Source organism: Inhella sp., from assembly GCF_027532025.1.
Taxonomy (GTDB): Bacteria; Pseudomonadota; Gammaproteobacteria; order Burkholderiales; family Burkholderiaceae_C; genus Inhella.
In genome coordinates this window covers 54,542-68,525 of record NZ_JAPZSY010000053.1, presented here as the reverse complement: position 1 = coordinate 68,525, position 13,984 = coordinate 54,542, and the positions used below count along the sequence as shown (strand labels likewise).

The following is a 13,984-nucleotide window of genomic DNA, read 5'->3' as shown; positions in this document are numbered from 1 at the left end:
GCGACGAGTACTCCCCGCGGTGCTCTTGCACCATCCTCACCGCGCGCTCACGCACCTCAGGCGAAAACTTGTTCGACTTGCTCATGGCTCAATCCTTTCAGATTGTTGAGCCTCCTCGAAACCCGGGGCGGTTCACTCCATGGGTGTCAATTTTCCAGCGGTCTGCTTGATGAACTCAACTGCTAAGGCTTGTACATCGACAGAGAGGTGAGTGGAGCCCCCCGCAACCTTAACCTTCAACTCCAAGGCGGACCGTTCCGCGTCTGTCAGCCTTTTGCCAGGGTCACCGTGCCGGGCTGCGGCATATGCCTGATTGATGTCCGACTGGAGGTCAAGTAGCGATCTCATCACCGACGTGGTGATGGTTTGGTCGAACTGTTTGCCCTTGAGATAGATGGTTAAGTTCGGCCATCCTTCAAATCTCAGGTCGCTCCATGGACCAACCTTGCCGGCTAGCGCAGCCTCAAGGAGTTCGAAAGCCTCTTGTTCAGAGCGAACAACGATTGGCGTCAAGTCAGTTTGTTCGCTCTCGTGTATGGGCGGATTCGTCGCGCTCAAGTCACTTCCCTGTAAATCTTCTAGTTATGCCCCGCCGTAGTTAGCGGATGTCGAGGCGCTGCGACGGAGCTTGTAGCCGCTCGTCAAGAGCCGACTTTAGCGACGCAGTTCAAGACGAGCAGGTCACACGTTGCTCATCGCTAAGTCCCGAAGCTAAACGCCTCGCCAACCCGCATCCGTGGCTTGCGCTCGCCCCAGGGCTTCCAAAGTTTGCAAGATGGACGGCAGGCGCTTCTTCCACGGGCCGCGGCCGGTGAAGTGCTCGGCCAGCGCGGCCTCGCTCACGGCGCCGGGCAGGCGGGCCAGGGTTTCGGCCACGGCGCGCATTTGCGCGGGCAGTTCGGCCGGCCAGGGTTGGCGGGTGAGGGCTGCGGCCGGCGCGGTGGCGGGGGTGTCGCCGTCCGCTTCGTCCGCCGCAGCCGACTGGTCTGGCGCCGCTTCCACCGCCAGCATGGTTTGCGTGGGCGTGGGTGCGAGAGCTTGGCGGCGCGCCGGGTCTTGGAACTCGGGGCGCAGCCAGCGCACGCGGCCTTGGGCTTCTTCGGCGGCGCGGCGTTGGTTCAGGGCCACCAGGCGAGTCAGCACCGCTTCGGTCCAGGCGCGGTGCGCCTCGTCGTCGGCCCAGGGCACGGGGCCCAAGTCGCTCCAGCCGTAAGCGGCCAGCACGGCGGCGTCCAGGTCGTCGTGCAGGCTCTTGAGCACGCCCACCAAGCCTTGTTCGTGCAGCAGCTTGTCTTTGGCGTTCAGCGCCTCGCCGCGGCGCAGCTTGGCCAGCACGTTGTACAGGCCGGTGAGCGTGACGGTCTCGTGCGCGGCTTGGCGGGCTTTGCGGTGGGCGTCGAGCTGCTCGGCCAGGGTGCGGATGCGATCGGTCAGTTCGGGCGTGAGGCCGGTGTCGTCGTCGGGGAAGGGGAAAGTCTCGAAGCAGCGGGACTTGTTGTAGCGGGGGTCGTTGCCAACGCCGAGCCGGCCGCCGCTGGCAAGGGCCCAGTCCACGTGCATCGATGACGACAAAACACCCAAATGCAAGGCGTCCGAGCAGGCGACTGTCACCAAGGTGCTGTCTGGAGCGGTGCCGACCGGCAGGAAGGCAAACACGCGGTGCTTGGCCGTCTCCACAGTGGCGACGTAGCGAGATAGACCCGCTGTGGCGGCTCGGAACTGCGGGCGCGGGTGCCCAATGACCCACCAAAGGCGTTGAAACACGGCATTGGCGTTCTGATCGCGTTCTGGCTTGGCGCGGTCTATGAGGTGTTGATAGGCCGAGGGAAACTGCTCTCGGACTGTCTCTTCGCTGAGCCCAAAGAAGTCGATCACGAACAGACCCCGAGGGTTGGACACGAAATCGCGGCCATTCAGGTACGGACGGATGTGGGCATCGGCGCCTGGGGCAACGCCAAGCCCCAACCTGCGCGCTGTGATCTCGTCGACCTGGAACGCATTGCCGATGGTCTTGAATCCGACGCTGGCCAAGCTCAGCGTTCCGCGAAGGACATGGGCTGCTGCCACGTCGGCGCCAACACGGAGGTCCGCGCCGATGCGACCGGTGGACGTTCGCAGTTTGCGTACCAAATCCTCACCTTCCCCGCTCCCAGTGCGCTCGTCCGTCACTTCCATCAGTTGCCCTTGGACAGGCGCGAGGCAGCCCACTGTCATGGCGATTCGTACGGCCGCTCCATCGGCGCTGTCGACCCAAGGATGGTCAGGAATGGCGAAGCAAAGTGCCAGTGCCGGCGCCCCTTGCAAGTGAGGCTCGACTGCCCGACGAACATAAGTCTGGGCGATGCTGTTTGAGGTAATGAAGCCAAATCTGCGGCTTCGCAGCGCTTTGACTTCAAGGGCAGCCTTGTGCCACCAGCGCATCACGAAATCGGTGGCCTCTGGAACTTCTGGCCATGCCGATTGCAGTGCATCCACATACCCATCGCCCAATGCAAATCGCATGCGCTTGGAGCCAATGAACGGCGGATTCCCCACGATGAAATCCGCCAGCGGCCACTCGGCGGCGCGCGGGTTCAAGTAGCGCCACTGCATGACCTGCGCTGCCTCGTCCGGTACGGGCTCGCCCGTCACCGGGTGGGGCTTGGTGGTTTTGCCGTCCCAGCGCATCAGCGGCTTGCCGTCCTCGCCTAGCTCGGGCTCTACGCCGTCGTGGGCTAGCACGGCGTCGCGGCACTCGATGTTTTTGTAGTCGTGCACCACGGGCTCGGCAATGCCTTGGGGTCCGCGGGTGCGCAGGTGCCATTGAAGCCAGCCGATCCACAGCACCAGCTCGGCCAGGGCGGCGGCGCGGGGGTTGAGCTCGATACCGCGCAGCTGCTGCAGGGTGACGGTTTCGCCGGCAAGTTCGAGCTTGTCTTGCGCCTCCCCAAGCTGGGCAAGGGTGTCGAGCACCTCGCCCTCCAGGCGCTTGAGGTGTTCGAGCGTGATGTAAAGGAAGTTGCCGCTGCCGCAGGCGGGGTCGAGCACGCGCACGGTGCACAACTGGTGGTGGAAGCGGTGCAACTCGTCGCGGGCTTCGGCCATCTTGGCCTCGCGCTTCTTGGCGTCTTTGGGCGCGGTGAAGGCCTCGGCCTCGGTGACGAGCAGCAGCGCGGCGGCGCGGGCGTTCGCCCAGTCGTCGCGCAGGGGCTCGACCACGGTGGGCAGCACCAGGCGCTCGACGTAGGCGCGGGGCGTGTAGTGCGCGCCCAGGGCGTGACGCTCGGTGGGGTCGAGTGCGCGCTCCAGCAGGGTGCCGAAGATGGCGGGCTCGACCTCGCGCCAGTCGGCCTGGGCGGCACGCAGCAGGCCGTCCACCTGTTCGGGCTTGAGGGGCAGGGCGTAGCCGGCTTGAGACGCGCCCTTGAACAGCTTGCCGTTGAAGTGCAGCACGTCGGTCGCGATGGCGGCGTTGAAGCCGCCGGTGTCGCAGCCCTGCCAGAACACCGTGAGCATGCGGGCCAGGGTGTCGGGCTGGCTGCGGTACTGGCGCAGCAGGTGGCTGAAGGCGCCGTCGTTGCCATCGGGGGCGGCGGCGGGCTTGGGCAGCAGGCCCACGTCTTCGGCAAACATGCTGAACAGGCAGCGGGTCAGGAAGGCGGCCACGGTTTCGGCCGGGTGGCCGTCTTGCTCCAGGGAGCGGGCGAGCAGGGCCAGCTCGGCCGCCACTTGGCGGGTGACGCGGCTGCTGGCGCGGGCGGGGTCGAGCGAGAGCGGGTCGGTCCACAGCGCGCGCAGGCGCTGGCGAACGCTCTCCTGCTCCAAGTCGGCCAAGCGGATGCGGTGGCTGCGCGGGTCGGGGAAGGGCGTGTAGGTGGCACCGCTGCGGCTGAACTCGGCGTACAGCTCGATCACGTGACCTACATCGACCACCACCAGGAACGGCGGCCGGCCTTCGCTGGCGGGCAGGGCGCGGGCATAGGCCTCGGCTTGCGATCGGGCGCGCAGAAGGGCCTCGTCAAAGCGCTTGGCGGATTTGTCGCCCCCGGCGTTGGGCTTGAACTTTTTGCTTTCCCAAATGAAGTGGCCGCGCCGATAGAGGTCGATGCGGCCGGCGCTGGTGCTGCCGTCGCCATGTTGGAAGGTGACGGGCCGCTCGAACTCGTAGGCCTGCTCGGGCGTGGGGTGCGGGCGCTCGACGCCCAGCAGCTCGCACAACTCGATGACGAAGGACTGCGAGGTGGCCAGCTCGGAGGCAGTGACGCCTTGCCAGCGGGCGATGAAGGCTTGGGCAGCGGCGGTGACTGGTGTAGCGGGGGCGGTCATGGCGGGCGACTGTATGAGGGACGCTGGGCACTTCTTGGCTGCCAAGTCGTTGAATCATCGGTAGGGTGTCGTGATCGCTTGTCAATGTATATACAAATTGACTACACTCGACAGTCCGGCGAAAAGTTGGGAGCGAGATGCAGAACCTAAAGATCACCGACACGGTGGCAAAGAAGCTCAGGGAAAAGCACGGAGTCGATCGCAGGGAGGTCGAACACTGCTTCATGAACCGCTTAGGGCGTCTTTTGGAAGACAAGCGTGCAAGACACAAGACCAACCCGCCCACGCTTTGGTTTTTGTCAAAGACCAACCAGGGTCGTCTCCTGAAGATTGTGTATATACAGACAGGACTCGCAATCGATTTGAAATCAGCCTTTGAGCCGAACGCCGATGAGGTTGCGATCTACGCCAAGTACGGCGGCGTCGCTTACTGAAATAACGAGTACGGAGAGAAGAATGGCCGCAGCAAAGATCCCGAACACCATCGAGGCTTGGGAAGAAGGCCTCCTTGGGCGCGACGAAAAGTACGTCGCCGTGGCTGACGCCACCCACGAGGCAGCACTTGACGAAGCGCTTGGCCTTCAAGCGATTTCGATTCGTTTGCCTCGACAGTTGATCGAGCAATACAAGCTGATTGCGCACTTTCACGGCGTTGGTTACCAGCCGTTGATGCGCGATGTTCTAGCGCGGTTTGTGCCGAACGCCTTGAAGGAAATCTTGGAAGCGGAACAAGAGAAGGCCACGCTCGCGAACGAAAAGTCGCTTTTGCCGGAGCGTCGGAAGAAGGTCGCTTGAGCAGTAGCTTGAATACCGAACTCGATTAAGAACGAAGGGCGCGGTCCGAGTAGCTTTCACCGCTGTAACTGGTCACCCTTCCCTCTCGCGCAAAGCCCATCACGTGCAGCCCGGCCCGCTGCGCCGCGCGCAGCGCCAAGCCCGTGGGGGCCGACACGGTGACCAGGGCCGGCACGCCTACCCGAGCCGCCTTCTGCACCAGTTCGAAGCTGGCGCGGCTGCTCATGAGCACGAAGCCCTCGCGCAGCGGCAGGCCGGCGCGGGCGGCGTGGCCGATGAGCTTGTCCAGCGCGCAGTGGCGGCTCACGTCTTCCATCACGGCCCGCAAGCGGCCGTCGGGGGCGGCCAGGGCGGCGGCGTGGGCGGCGCCGGTGCGTTGGTTCAGCGGTTGTGCGTCGGGCAGCGCCTGCAGGGCGCGGGCGATGGCTTCGGCGGTTGGGGCCTCGGTGGTGAAGGTGCGCGGCGGGGGCAGGGCCAGCGCGGCTTGTTGGTCGGGCAGGCCGCACAGGCCGCAGGCGCCCACGGCCGCGCCCTGGCGCAGGCGGCGGTGCAGCGCGGCCAGGCGCGCGGGCGGCAGGGTGACGAGCACGCTCAGGCCAGCGCCGGCGGGCACCGCCTGCAGCGGTTCGAGCAGTTCGTCGGCGCGCTCGATCAGGCCTTCGCTCAGGCAAAAGCCCAGGGCCAGGGCCTCGACGTCGAGCGGGGTGGCCATCAGCACCTGGGCGTGCTGGGCGTTGAAGACGAGGGTGACCGGGGCTTCTTCCACCACGGCTTCGGTGCACGGCTCGGCCGCAGGCCCTTCATGGCGTTGGGCGTGGGTGCTGGACCAGCCCTGCGCGTAGGCCTCGGGCGGCAGGGTGGCCCATTCGGTGCCGCGGTCAAGCGAGCCCTTCGATACCTCAGGGCGAACGGAGGTGTGTTCGGGGTCGGGGGTGTCGCCGCTCATGCCGTTGCTGCGTGCAGGCGGATAGGCAAGGCCTTGGCCGCCGGGGTGCGCGCGCCTTGGGCCACCAGGCCCAGGGGCACCAGGGGCGTGGCCTCGGGGAAGTAGGCCGCCGCGCAGCCCGGGGCGATGGCCAGCCAGCGCACCTCGAAGCCGCGCAGCCAGCGGGTTTGGCCGTCGTCGATGGGCAGGCCTTCCACGTCCACGCGCTGGCCCTCGATCAGCCCCAAGCGCCGACCGTCGTCTTCGTTGACGAAGACGACGGTGCGGGTGCCGAAGACGTTGCGGTAGCGGTCGTCCTGCCCGTACACCGTGGTGTTGAACTGGTCGTGGCTGCGCACCGTCATCAGCGTCAGCACCTGGGCACGCTCGCTCTGCGGCAGCTGCGCGCAGGCGCGGGCCACGGCGCCTTGCTGGGGCAGGGCTTGGGGCACGAGCTGCGCCTTGCCGCTGGCGGTGCGCCACTCGCGGCGCGCGGCGGCGTTGGGCAGCCAGAAGCCGCCGGGCTGCTGGAGCTTGGCGTTGTAGTCGTCGAAGCCGTCGAACACGCCGCGCTGGCAGCGCTCGATGGCGTCGCGGATGCGCGCGTGGTCCTCGGCCAGCCAGTGCCAACGCACGCTGGCCTCACCCAGCAGCGCAGCGCCCAGGCCGGCCACGATGGCGGGCTCGCTGCGCATCAGCGGGCTCAAGGGCGCTTGGATGCCGCGCGAAGCGTGCACCAGGCTCATGCTGTCTTCCACGCTGATGGGGCCGGCGGGGTCGAGGTCGGTGCGGCTCAGGCAGGGCAGCAGCAGGCCGGTGCGGCCGGGGTGCAGGTGGGTGCGGTTGGGCTTGGTGGCGATGTGCAGGGTGAAGGCCGTGCCTGACAGGCCCTGCAGCACGCGCGGCGCGTCGGCCCCGGCCACGCCGAAGTTGCCGCCCAAGGAGAGCAGGCCGTGCACGCTGCCATCCACCAGGCCTTCGGCGGTGGCCGTGGCGTCCAGGCCCACGGCGCGGGTCAGGCGCAAGCCGGGAAAGGCGTCTTCTTGGTTGGCCAGCCAGCGCTCGCTCACGCTGGTGGTGCAGCCCATGGTGCGGTCGCCCTGCACGTTGCTGTGGCCGCGCACGGGCACCACGCCGGTGCCGGGCCGGCCGATCTGGCCGCGCAGCAGCTGCAGGTTCACCAGCATCTGGATGGTGGCCACCGCGTGCTCGTGGTGGGTCAGGCCCATGCACCAGGTGATGAGCGTGGCCTTCGCGCGCGCCAGCTCCTCGGCCAGCTCGGCGATGGCCGCGCGCGGCAGGCCGCTTTGCGCCTCAATGGCGTCCCAGGGCGTGGCCTTCACGTCGGCGGCCAGGGCGTCGAAGCCTCGGGTGTGGGTGTGGATGAAATCGAGGTCGAAGACCGAGCGGCCTTGGAACTCCCACTCGAACCACTGCTTGGCCACGCCCTTGAGCGCGGCCAAGTCGCCGCCGATCTTCACCGGCACCACGCGCTTGGCCACGCGGCGGCCGGTGTTGGTCAGCATCTCGCCCAGGTCTTTGGGGTCGGCGAAGTTGACGAAGCCGCGCTCCACGATGGGGTTGAGCGCCAGCACCGTGGCGCCGCGCTTAGCAGCGGCGTGCAGGGTGCCCATCAGGCGGGGGTGGTTGGTGGCGGGGTTCTGGCCCACCACCAAGATGCAATCGCCCTCTTTGGCCGCTTCGAAGTCCGACAACTGCGCCGTGCCCTTGCCCACGCCGATCTGTTGTTTCAGCGCCAGGCCCGAGGGCTCGTGGCAGAGGTTGCTGCTGTCGGGCAGGTTGCCACTGCCGTAGGCGCGGGCCAGCAGCTGCCACAGGAAGGCGGCCTCGTTGCTGCTGCGGCCGCTGGCGTAAAAGCTCACGCGCTCGGGCGCCAAGGCGCGCATCGCCTCGGCGGCCAGGGTGAAGGCCTCACCCCAGCCGATGGGCACGTAGCGGTCTTGCGCGGCGTCGAAGCGCAGCGGCTCGGTCAGCCGGCCGGCGGCTTCGAGGTCGCGGTTGGACCAAGAGCGCAGTTCGCTGAGCGTGTGCTGCGCGAAGAAGGCGGCGTCGGCCTTCTTGGGCGTCATCTCCCACGCGATGGCCTTCTGGCCCTGCTCGCAGCTGTCAGGGCCGAAGGCGCCGGGGCGGTCGGGGAAGGCGCAACCCGGGCAGTCGAAGCCCTCGGGCTTGTTGGCCTTCAGGAAGCTGCGGACGACCTTGAGCGGGATGCCTTGCTCGCTGAAGGCGTCCAGGGCGGCCTTGACGGCGCCGCGGCCGCCGGCGGGAGGGGGAGTGGAGGGGCGGCTCATGCGGGTACGGTGTCGATGTTGAGGAGCGCTTCGGCGATGGCGTGTTCGCGGGCGGCGGCCACGGCGCGGCCGATGGCCTCGCCCGGCGCACCGGCGGCGAGCAGGGGCGCGCTCACGGCGGCGCTGTCCACGCCCTGCGCGGCGGTCAGGGCTTGGCCCAAGCGCGCGCGCTGGGGGTAGGGGCGATCGTGCAGGCCGGTGCGGCCCTGCGCGTCGTGCTGGCAGACCTGCAGCATTTGCAAGAAGCGCTCGGGCTTGCGCAGCGCGTCGCTGCGCTGCAGCAGGCGCCACACGGCGGCCGCGCCGAAGCCCAAGCTTTGGTGCACGTGGATGTGCTCGGCGCAGGCCAGCTCGGCCAGCTCGCGGCAGTCGTTGGGCACCTTCCAGCGCTCGCACAGGGCCTTGAGCGGCTTGCGGCCCTTGGCGTCGTGGCCGATGTGGCGGGGCAGTTCGTGCGCGGGGGTCAGGGCCTTGCCCAGGTCGTGCGTCAGCGCGGCGAAGCGCACGGTCAGCGGGGCGTGGGCCTTCACGCACTCGGCCAGCACCAGCTCGATGTGCGTGCCGGTGTCGCCTTCAGGGTGGTGCTCCAGGGGCTGGGGCACGCCCCACAGCGCGTCCAGCTCCGGCGCCAGCCGCGCCAGCGCGCCGCAGTCGCGCTGCACGGCCAGCATCCGCGCGGGGCCCACCTCCATCAGGCCGCGGGCGATTTCTTGCCACACGCGTTCGGGCACCAGGTGGTCGACCTCGCCGGCCTCGACCATGCGTTGGCACAGGGCCAGGGTCTCGGGGGCGACCGTGAAGTCGGGCCAGCGCGCCGCGAAGCGCGCCAGGCGCAGGATGCGCACCGGGTCTTCTTCAAAGGCGGGGCTGACGTGGCGCAGCACGCGGTCGCGCAGGTCCTGCTGGCCGTGGAAGGGGTCGATCAGCGTGCCGTCGGCCGCGCGGGCGATGGCGTTGACGGTGAGGTCGCGCCGCGCCAGGTCGTCTTCCAGCGTGACGCCGGGCGCGGCGTGCACGGCAAAGCCTTTGTAGCCGGGGCCGGTCTTGCGCTCGGTGCGGGCCAGCGCGTACTCGGCGTGCGTCTCGGGGTGCAAAAAGACCGGGAAGTCTTTGCCCACGGGCTGAAAGCCTTGGGCCAGCATCTGCGCGGGCGTGGCGCCCACGACGACGTAATCCCGGTCGCTGACGGGCTGGCCCAGCAGGGCGTCGCGCACGGCGCCGCCGACTTCGTAGATCTCCATGGGGCGGAGTGTCGCAAGCCCCGCCCCAGGGGCGTCAGACGAAGGGCTGGCTGGGGTCGGTGCGGTAGGGCTCGTCCTCGGCCACGAAGTCCTTCTCGGCCAGGGCGCCGGCCACCCAGGCCTGCACGGCGGCGTTGTCGCACAGGGCTTGGACGTAGGCCTGGGCCGGGGCCGACAGGTGCAGGCCGTAGCGCGTGACGCGCATGGCCACGGGGGCGAAGAAGGCATCGGCGGCGCTGAAAGGCCCGAACAGGAAGGGGCCGCCGTGGCGCTGCAGCTCGGGCCCCCACAGGGCCTCCAGGCGCGCCAGGTCGGCCTTCAGGCCGGGCTCGGTGGCCAGCAGGCGGCGGCCCACGGCGGCCAGCTCGGCGTCGATGTTCATGGGGCACAGGCGGCGCAGGTCGCCAAAGCCGCTGTGCATGGTGGCGGCCAGGCTGCGGGCGCGGGCGCGTTGGCGCGCGTCGGTGGGCCACACCGCGTGCTGCGGAGCCAGCTCGGCCAAGCGCTCGGCGATGGCCAGGGTGTCCCAGGTGACGAAGCCGTCGTCCTCCACCAGCACCGGCACCTTGCCGGTGGCGCTGTACTGCGCGGCGGCGGTTTTGAAGCGCGAGCCTTCTTGGAAGGTGTCGAAGCGCAGCATCACCTCGGTGAAGGGGATGCCGAAGTGGGTCAGCAGCACCCAGGGGCGCATGGACCAGGACGAGTAGTTCTTGTTGCCGATGACGAGTTGCATGGGGTCTCCAGGTGTGCAGGGCGCTCAGCGCCGGGCGCGCAGGCCGTCCAGCCGGGCCACGCCCTGGCCGGGGGCCAGGTAGCTCGGGGCCACGGCGGCCAAGCTGTGGGGGGCGATGCCCAGCTCGCGCAGGCCGGGCAGGTGGCCGCTGGCCACGTTGGGGACGCGCAGCGAGCCCAGGTTGTCGCGGCTCATCAGGGGCTCGCCCGGCAGGCATTCCAAGGCCAGGGCCTGCAGCCAAGCCAGAGGGCCGGGCAGGGGCAGGATGGGGCGCGGGTGGCCGCTCCAGGTGCCGGCCAGGCGCACCAGATCGCGCAAGGTTTTGACTTCGGGGCCGGCCAATTCGTAGGTTTGGCCCTCGGTGTCGCGCCAAGCCAGGCAGCGGGCGATGGCCTCGGCCACGTCACCCACCCAAACGGGTTGGAGCTGGGCCTGCGCCCCGGCCAGGGGCATGACCGGGCTGATGGCCTGCAGGCCGGCAAACAGGTTCAGGAAGCGGTCGCCCGCGCCGAAGATGACCGAGGGCCGCAGCACGGTGAGCCGCAAGCCCGCGTGACCGCGCAGCACCGCTTCGCCCCGCGCTTTGGAGCGCAGGTAGCGCGAGGGCGCCTTCGCGTCGTCGGCGGGGTTCGGCGACAGACCCAGGGCACTGACGTGCACCAGCCGCGTGACGCCACTGCTCAGGCAGGCCTGAGCCAGGCGCCGAGGCCAGTCCACGTGGACGGCCTCGAAGCGGGCTTCGTTGCCTTGCAAGATGGCGATGAGGTTGACCACGGCATCGTGCCCCGGCAGCAAGCGCGCGAGCAGGGTCGGATCGCGCAGCACATCGCCCCGCACCACGGTGATGGCCGGCAAATGCGCCAAGCCTTGCGCCTGGCGTTCGCGGCGCGATGGCACGGTGACGCGGTGGCCTTGCCGCTGCAGGGTTTCACACAGCGCGCGGCCGACAAAGCCGCTGCCGCCGAGCACGAGGATGCGAAGGGGCTGGGAGTTCATGGCAGAGATTCCGCAGGGTTGGGGCTGCCCGTGGGGCGCGGGCCGATGCGCTGGCCCAGGCGTTGGCGCAACTGCGCCTCGGGTTGGCCCAGCAGGCGGGCGTACACGGTGGCGTTGGCCAGCACTTTCTTGACGTAATCGCGGGTCTCGGTGAACGGCACGGTTTCGGCCCAGGCGGCGGCGTCCATGCGCACGCCTTCGCGCCAGCGCGTGGGGCGCCCTGGGCCCGCGTTGTAGGCCGCCGCCGCCAAGGGCAGGGCGCCGTCGAAGGCGGCCAGCACGTGTCGCAGGTAGCCCATGCCGATTTGCAGGTTGGTGTCGGCGTCGTGGATCTGCTTGGGTTGGTAATCGCGCAGCCCGATCTTCTTGGCCGTCCACTTCGCGGTGGCGGGCATGACCTGCATCAGGCCGCTGGCGCCCGGGCCGCTGCGGGCGTCGAGGATGAAGCGCGATTCCTGGCGGATCAGCCCGAACGGGTCGGCCGGATGCAGACCAGCCGCCTGGGCGTGCTGGGTCACTTGCGTGCGGAACGGCGTGGGGTAGCGCTGGGCCAGGTCGATGTCCTGCCGGGTGCGTTCGCTGGTGTTGATGCAGCGGTCCCAGACCTCGGCGTCACAGGCGCGCTGCGCAGCGGCCAGCAGGGCGCGATCGCCCTGAGCGGCGATGTCGCGCAGGCTGAAGTTCCACTCGCGCACGCCTTCGCTGCGCAGGCCCAAGCGGATGAGCGCGAGCGCGCGGCTCAAGCCCGGGTTTTGTGCCGCGGCTTGGCGCTCCGCGGCGGTGAGCGGCGCCGGTGTCGGCGGCAGTCGCCAAGTCAGCCCCAGGTCTTCGGCCGCCAACTGCCCGTAGAAGGTGAGTGGCTGCACCTGGGCCTGCAAGGCGGCGCGGGCGGCGCGGCGGGCGGCATCCCCCGCCGGCCCTTCGGGCGCGGTGCGGTACTGCGCCTGGGCGTGCCAGTAAGGCCAGGCGGGGTCGGCCTGCCGTTGGGCCTCGGGCATGGCGTCGAGCACGCGGTGCACCAAGGCCCAGTCGCCCGCGCCTTCGTGGGCGCGCAGGGCCGATCGCACGGCCCAGGCCCAGGTGTCGTCCCCCCAGGGCTGCAAGGGCCCGCTGGCCAAGGCTCGCTCGAAGAATGCGTGGGCGCCAGGCTCCAGTCGCTGCGCGGCTTGGCGACCGAGTTGCGACCACACCCATTGCGCCAGGTCGGGCGGCAGCACGGCGCTCCAGCGCTGCCGCATGAACTGCGCGGTGCGGTCGGTGTCGCTGGCGGCCAGGCGCACCAGGGCCACGGCCGCCTGCTCCAACTCGCCACGACTTTGGCTTTTGGCTTGACGCAGCAGAAAGCGCGTGGGGTCGTCAAACGCTCGCACCAAACCCGCCTCCTGGTGACGGCCCGTGAGGTTGGCGGTGCGCTTGAAGGTGGCCAGTCGGTTGGCCTCGACGCTGCTTCGCAGCTTGGCCCAGTGCTCCTGGCGCCCGAACACGGGCTTGGCCCCGTCGCTCAGGGTCTGCCCGAGCAGCGTGCAAGCCTCGGTCGGCTCCCGCTGCGCCAGCCAAGCGGCCAGGGCCCGGGCCTTGAAGGGCTCGTTGCTGGGCTTGAAGGGGCCCTGACCCAAGGCGTGCTCGGCCAACCCAGCCATGCAGTGCACCTCACGGTCGTCGTCCATGCGAAAGCGTGGGTAGTCCACCGCGAAGGCCGACCAATCGCGCCGCTTGCCCAGCTCCAGCAGCCAGTCGTTGCGCAGGCGGTCTTCCACGTAGCTGCCCGGCCAGCGGCGGTAAAACGCTTGCACATCGGCCGTGGTGGCGCTGGGCAAGCGGGAGAACAGGGCCCAGTAGTCCACCCAGGACGAGAGCACGTGCTGCTCGGCCTGAGCGCGCTCGCTCAGGGCCGCCAGATCGGCGCGGTCGCGCTGGCGCCAGGCCTCGCGCGCAGCCGCCATCAGGGGGTCGTCGACCGCCATCCCCTGGGCCAACGAGGCGCCAGACCCCAACAATGCGGCACCAGCCGCCACCATCACCCAAGCAAACTTCAAGACACGCATGGACGCCATTGAACACGAAAACCCCTCGCCTTCGCCGCGCTCTGCGTTGAGGACGCAACTCCAATCCGCCCGCCGGGCTTGGCTGGCCAGTGCCGAGGGGGCCGGGGCTCACGCGGCCTTGAGCCAGCGCTTGGCCGAGGTGTTGCGCCAGTTGGAGCCGGTGTGCCTGGGCCTGTACTGGCCGTTGGCCGGGGAATTCGACGCGCCGGCCTACTGGACGGCGCATGCCCTGCCGGGGGTGAGCCTGGCCTTGCCGCACGCCGAGCCGGGGGGCGCCATGCGCTACCGCCTGTGGGACGGGGCCGTGCCCACCGCGAAGGACGGCATGGACATCCCCACGGCACAGGGCGCGTGGGCCGACCCCGACGTGGTGCTGGTGCCCTGCTTGGGCGTGACGCGCGATGGTTGCCGTTTGGGTTATGGCGGTGGCTACTTCGACCGCTGGCTGGCCGCCCACCCGGGCGCCACGGCCGTGGGCCTGGCCTGGAGCGTGGGCGAGTGCGACTTCGAGGTGCAAGCGCACGACGTGCCCCTGACGGTGGTGGTGACGGAGCGTGAGGTCTGGGCACCCTGATCGCCCCCGGGTGCCCTACCGTCGCGCCCCGCTGCGGTTCGGGGGTCGCGCCGCGCAG

The 13,984-nt window shown here is 69.3% G+C and carries 11 protein-coding genes; 3 read left to right on the top strand and 8 right to left on the bottom strand.

Annotated features, from left to right (window positions below; all coding sequences use genetic code 11):
• Positions 1-132: 132 nt before the first annotated feature.
• Together O9335_RS08810 and O9335_RS08805 are read right to left on the bottom strand one after the other, a co-directional pair.
• Entirely contained in the window at positions 133-558 is a 426-nt protein-coding gene (locus tag O9335_RS08810; protein ID WP_298386683.1) for a hypothetical protein, read from the bottom strand.
• A 153-nt stretch (positions 559-711) separates the two neighbouring features.
• Positions 712-4,305 carry a DNA methyltransferase gene (locus O9335_RS08805; RefSeq protein ID WP_298386680.1) on the bottom strand — a complete coding sequence of 1,198 codons (3,594 nt, stop codon included), beginning with the start codon at positions 4,303-4,305 and terminating at the stop codon, positions 712-714.
• Between the two features lie 137 nt (positions 4,306-4,442).
• Here O9335_RS08805 and O9335_RS08800 point away from each other — a divergent pair, with 137 nt between their 5' ends.
• On the top strand, positions 4,443-4,739 hold the full coding sequence (locus O9335_RS08800; RefSeq protein ID WP_298386677.1) for an ADP-ribosyl-(dinitrogen reductase) hydrolase: 297 nt from the start codon (positions 4,443-4,445) through the stop codon (positions 4,737-4,739).
• 22 nt (positions 4,740-4,761) lie between these two features.
• Positions 4,762-5,100, top strand: a complete 339-nt coding sequence (locus O9335_RS08795) for a hypothetical protein (RefSeq protein WP_298386674.1) — start codon at positions 4,762-4,764, stop codon at positions 5,098-5,100.
• Positions 5,101-5,125: 25 nt separating this feature from the next.
• Here O9335_RS08795 and fdhD read toward each other — a convergent pair whose 3' ends face one another.
• Genes fdhD through O9335_RS08765 form a run of 6 tightly spaced genes read right to left on the bottom strand, consistent with a single transcriptional unit; the run spans position 5,126 to position 13,352 of the window.
• Entirely contained in the window at positions 5,126-6,046 is a 921-nt protein-coding gene (fdhD, locus tag O9335_RS08790) for a formate dehydrogenase accessory sulfurtransferase FdhD (RefSeq protein ID WP_298386672.1), read from the bottom strand.
• Positions 6,043-8,337, bottom strand: coding sequence for an FdhF/YdeP family oxidoreductase (locus tag O9335_RS08785; RefSeq protein WP_298386669.1), 2,295 nt, complete (start codon positions 8,335-8,337; stop codon positions 6,043-6,045). The genes fdhD and O9335_RS08785 overlap by 4 nt, the downstream gene beginning before the upstream one ends.
• Complete coding sequence (locus O9335_RS08780) at positions 8,334-9,578, bottom strand: multifunctional CCA addition/repair protein (protein ID WP_298386664.1); 1,245 nt, start codon at positions 9,576-9,578, stop codon at positions 8,334-8,336. The genes O9335_RS08785 and O9335_RS08780 overlap by 4 nt, the downstream gene beginning before the upstream one ends.
• A gap of 34 nt (positions 9,579-9,612) precedes the next feature.
• On the bottom strand, positions 9,613-10,311 hold the full coding sequence (locus O9335_RS08775; protein WP_298386661.1) for a glutathione S-transferase family protein: 699 nt from the start codon (positions 10,309-10,311) through the stop codon (positions 9,613-9,615).
• 24 nt (positions 10,312-10,335) lie between these two features.
• A complete protein-coding gene (locus O9335_RS08770; protein WP_298386659.1) occupies positions 10,336-11,307 on the bottom strand; it encodes a complex I NDUFA9 subunit family protein in 972 nt (323 codons plus the stop codon).
• Positions 11,304-13,352, bottom strand: coding sequence for a lytic transglycosylase domain-containing protein (locus O9335_RS08765; RefSeq protein ID WP_298386656.1), 2,049 nt, complete (start codon positions 13,350-13,352; stop codon positions 11,304-11,306). The genes O9335_RS08770 and O9335_RS08765 overlap by 4 nt, the downstream gene beginning before the upstream one ends.
• Here O9335_RS08765 and O9335_RS08760 point away from each other — a divergent pair.
• Positions 13,351-13,926 carry a 5-formyltetrahydrofolate cyclo-ligase gene (locus O9335_RS08760; RefSeq protein WP_298386653.1) on the top strand — a complete coding sequence of 192 codons (576 nt, stop codon included), beginning with the start codon at positions 13,351-13,353 and terminating at the stop codon, positions 13,924-13,926. The two genes, O9335_RS08765 and O9335_RS08760, sit on opposite strands and share 2 nt — an antisense overlap.
• The last annotated feature ends 58 nt before the right edge of the window (positions 13,927-13,984 follow it).

What these genes read in the sequence shown, in the direction of transcription:
- O9335_RS08805 (WP_298386680.1), bottom strand. Translation starts at nt 4,305, where the DNA reads ATGACCGCCCCCGCTACACCAGTCACCGCCGCTGCCCAAGCCTTCATC.
- O9335_RS08800 (WP_298386677.1), top strand. Translation starts at nt 4,443, where the DNA reads ATGCAGAACCTAAAGATCACCGACACGGTGGCAAAGAAGCTCAGGGAA.
- O9335_RS08795 (WP_298386674.1), top strand. Translation starts at nt 4,762, where the DNA reads ATGGCCGCAGCAAAGATCCCGAACACCATCGAGGCTTGGGAAGAAGGC.
- fdhD (WP_298386672.1), bottom strand. Translation starts at nt 6,046, where the DNA reads ATGAGCGGCGACACCCCCGACCCCGAACACACCTCCGTTCGCCCTGAG.
- O9335_RS08785 (WP_298386669.1), bottom strand. Translation starts at nt 8,337, where the DNA reads ATGAGCCGCCCCTCCACTCCCCCTCCCGCCGGCGGCCGCGGCGCCGTC.
- O9335_RS08780 (WP_298386664.1), bottom strand. Translation starts at nt 9,578, where the DNA reads ATGGAGATCTACGAAGTCGGCGGCGCCGTGCGCGACGCCCTGCTGGGC.
- O9335_RS08775 (WP_298386661.1), bottom strand. Translation starts at nt 10,311, where the DNA reads ATGCAACTCGTCATCGGCAACAAGAACTACTCGTCCTGGTCCATGCGC.
- O9335_RS08770 (WP_298386659.1), bottom strand. Translation starts at nt 11,307, where the DNA reads ATGAACTCCCAGCCCCTTCGCATCCTCGTGCTCGGCGGCAGCGGCTTT.
- O9335_RS08760 (WP_298386653.1), top strand. Translation starts at nt 13,351, where the DNA reads ATGGACGCCATTGAACACGAAAACCCCTCGCCTTCGCCGCGCTCTGCG.
- O9335_RS08765 (WP_298386656.1), bottom strand. Translation starts at nt 13,352, where the DNA reads ATGCGTGTCTTGAAGTTTGCTTGGGTGATGGTGGCGGCTGGTGCCGCA.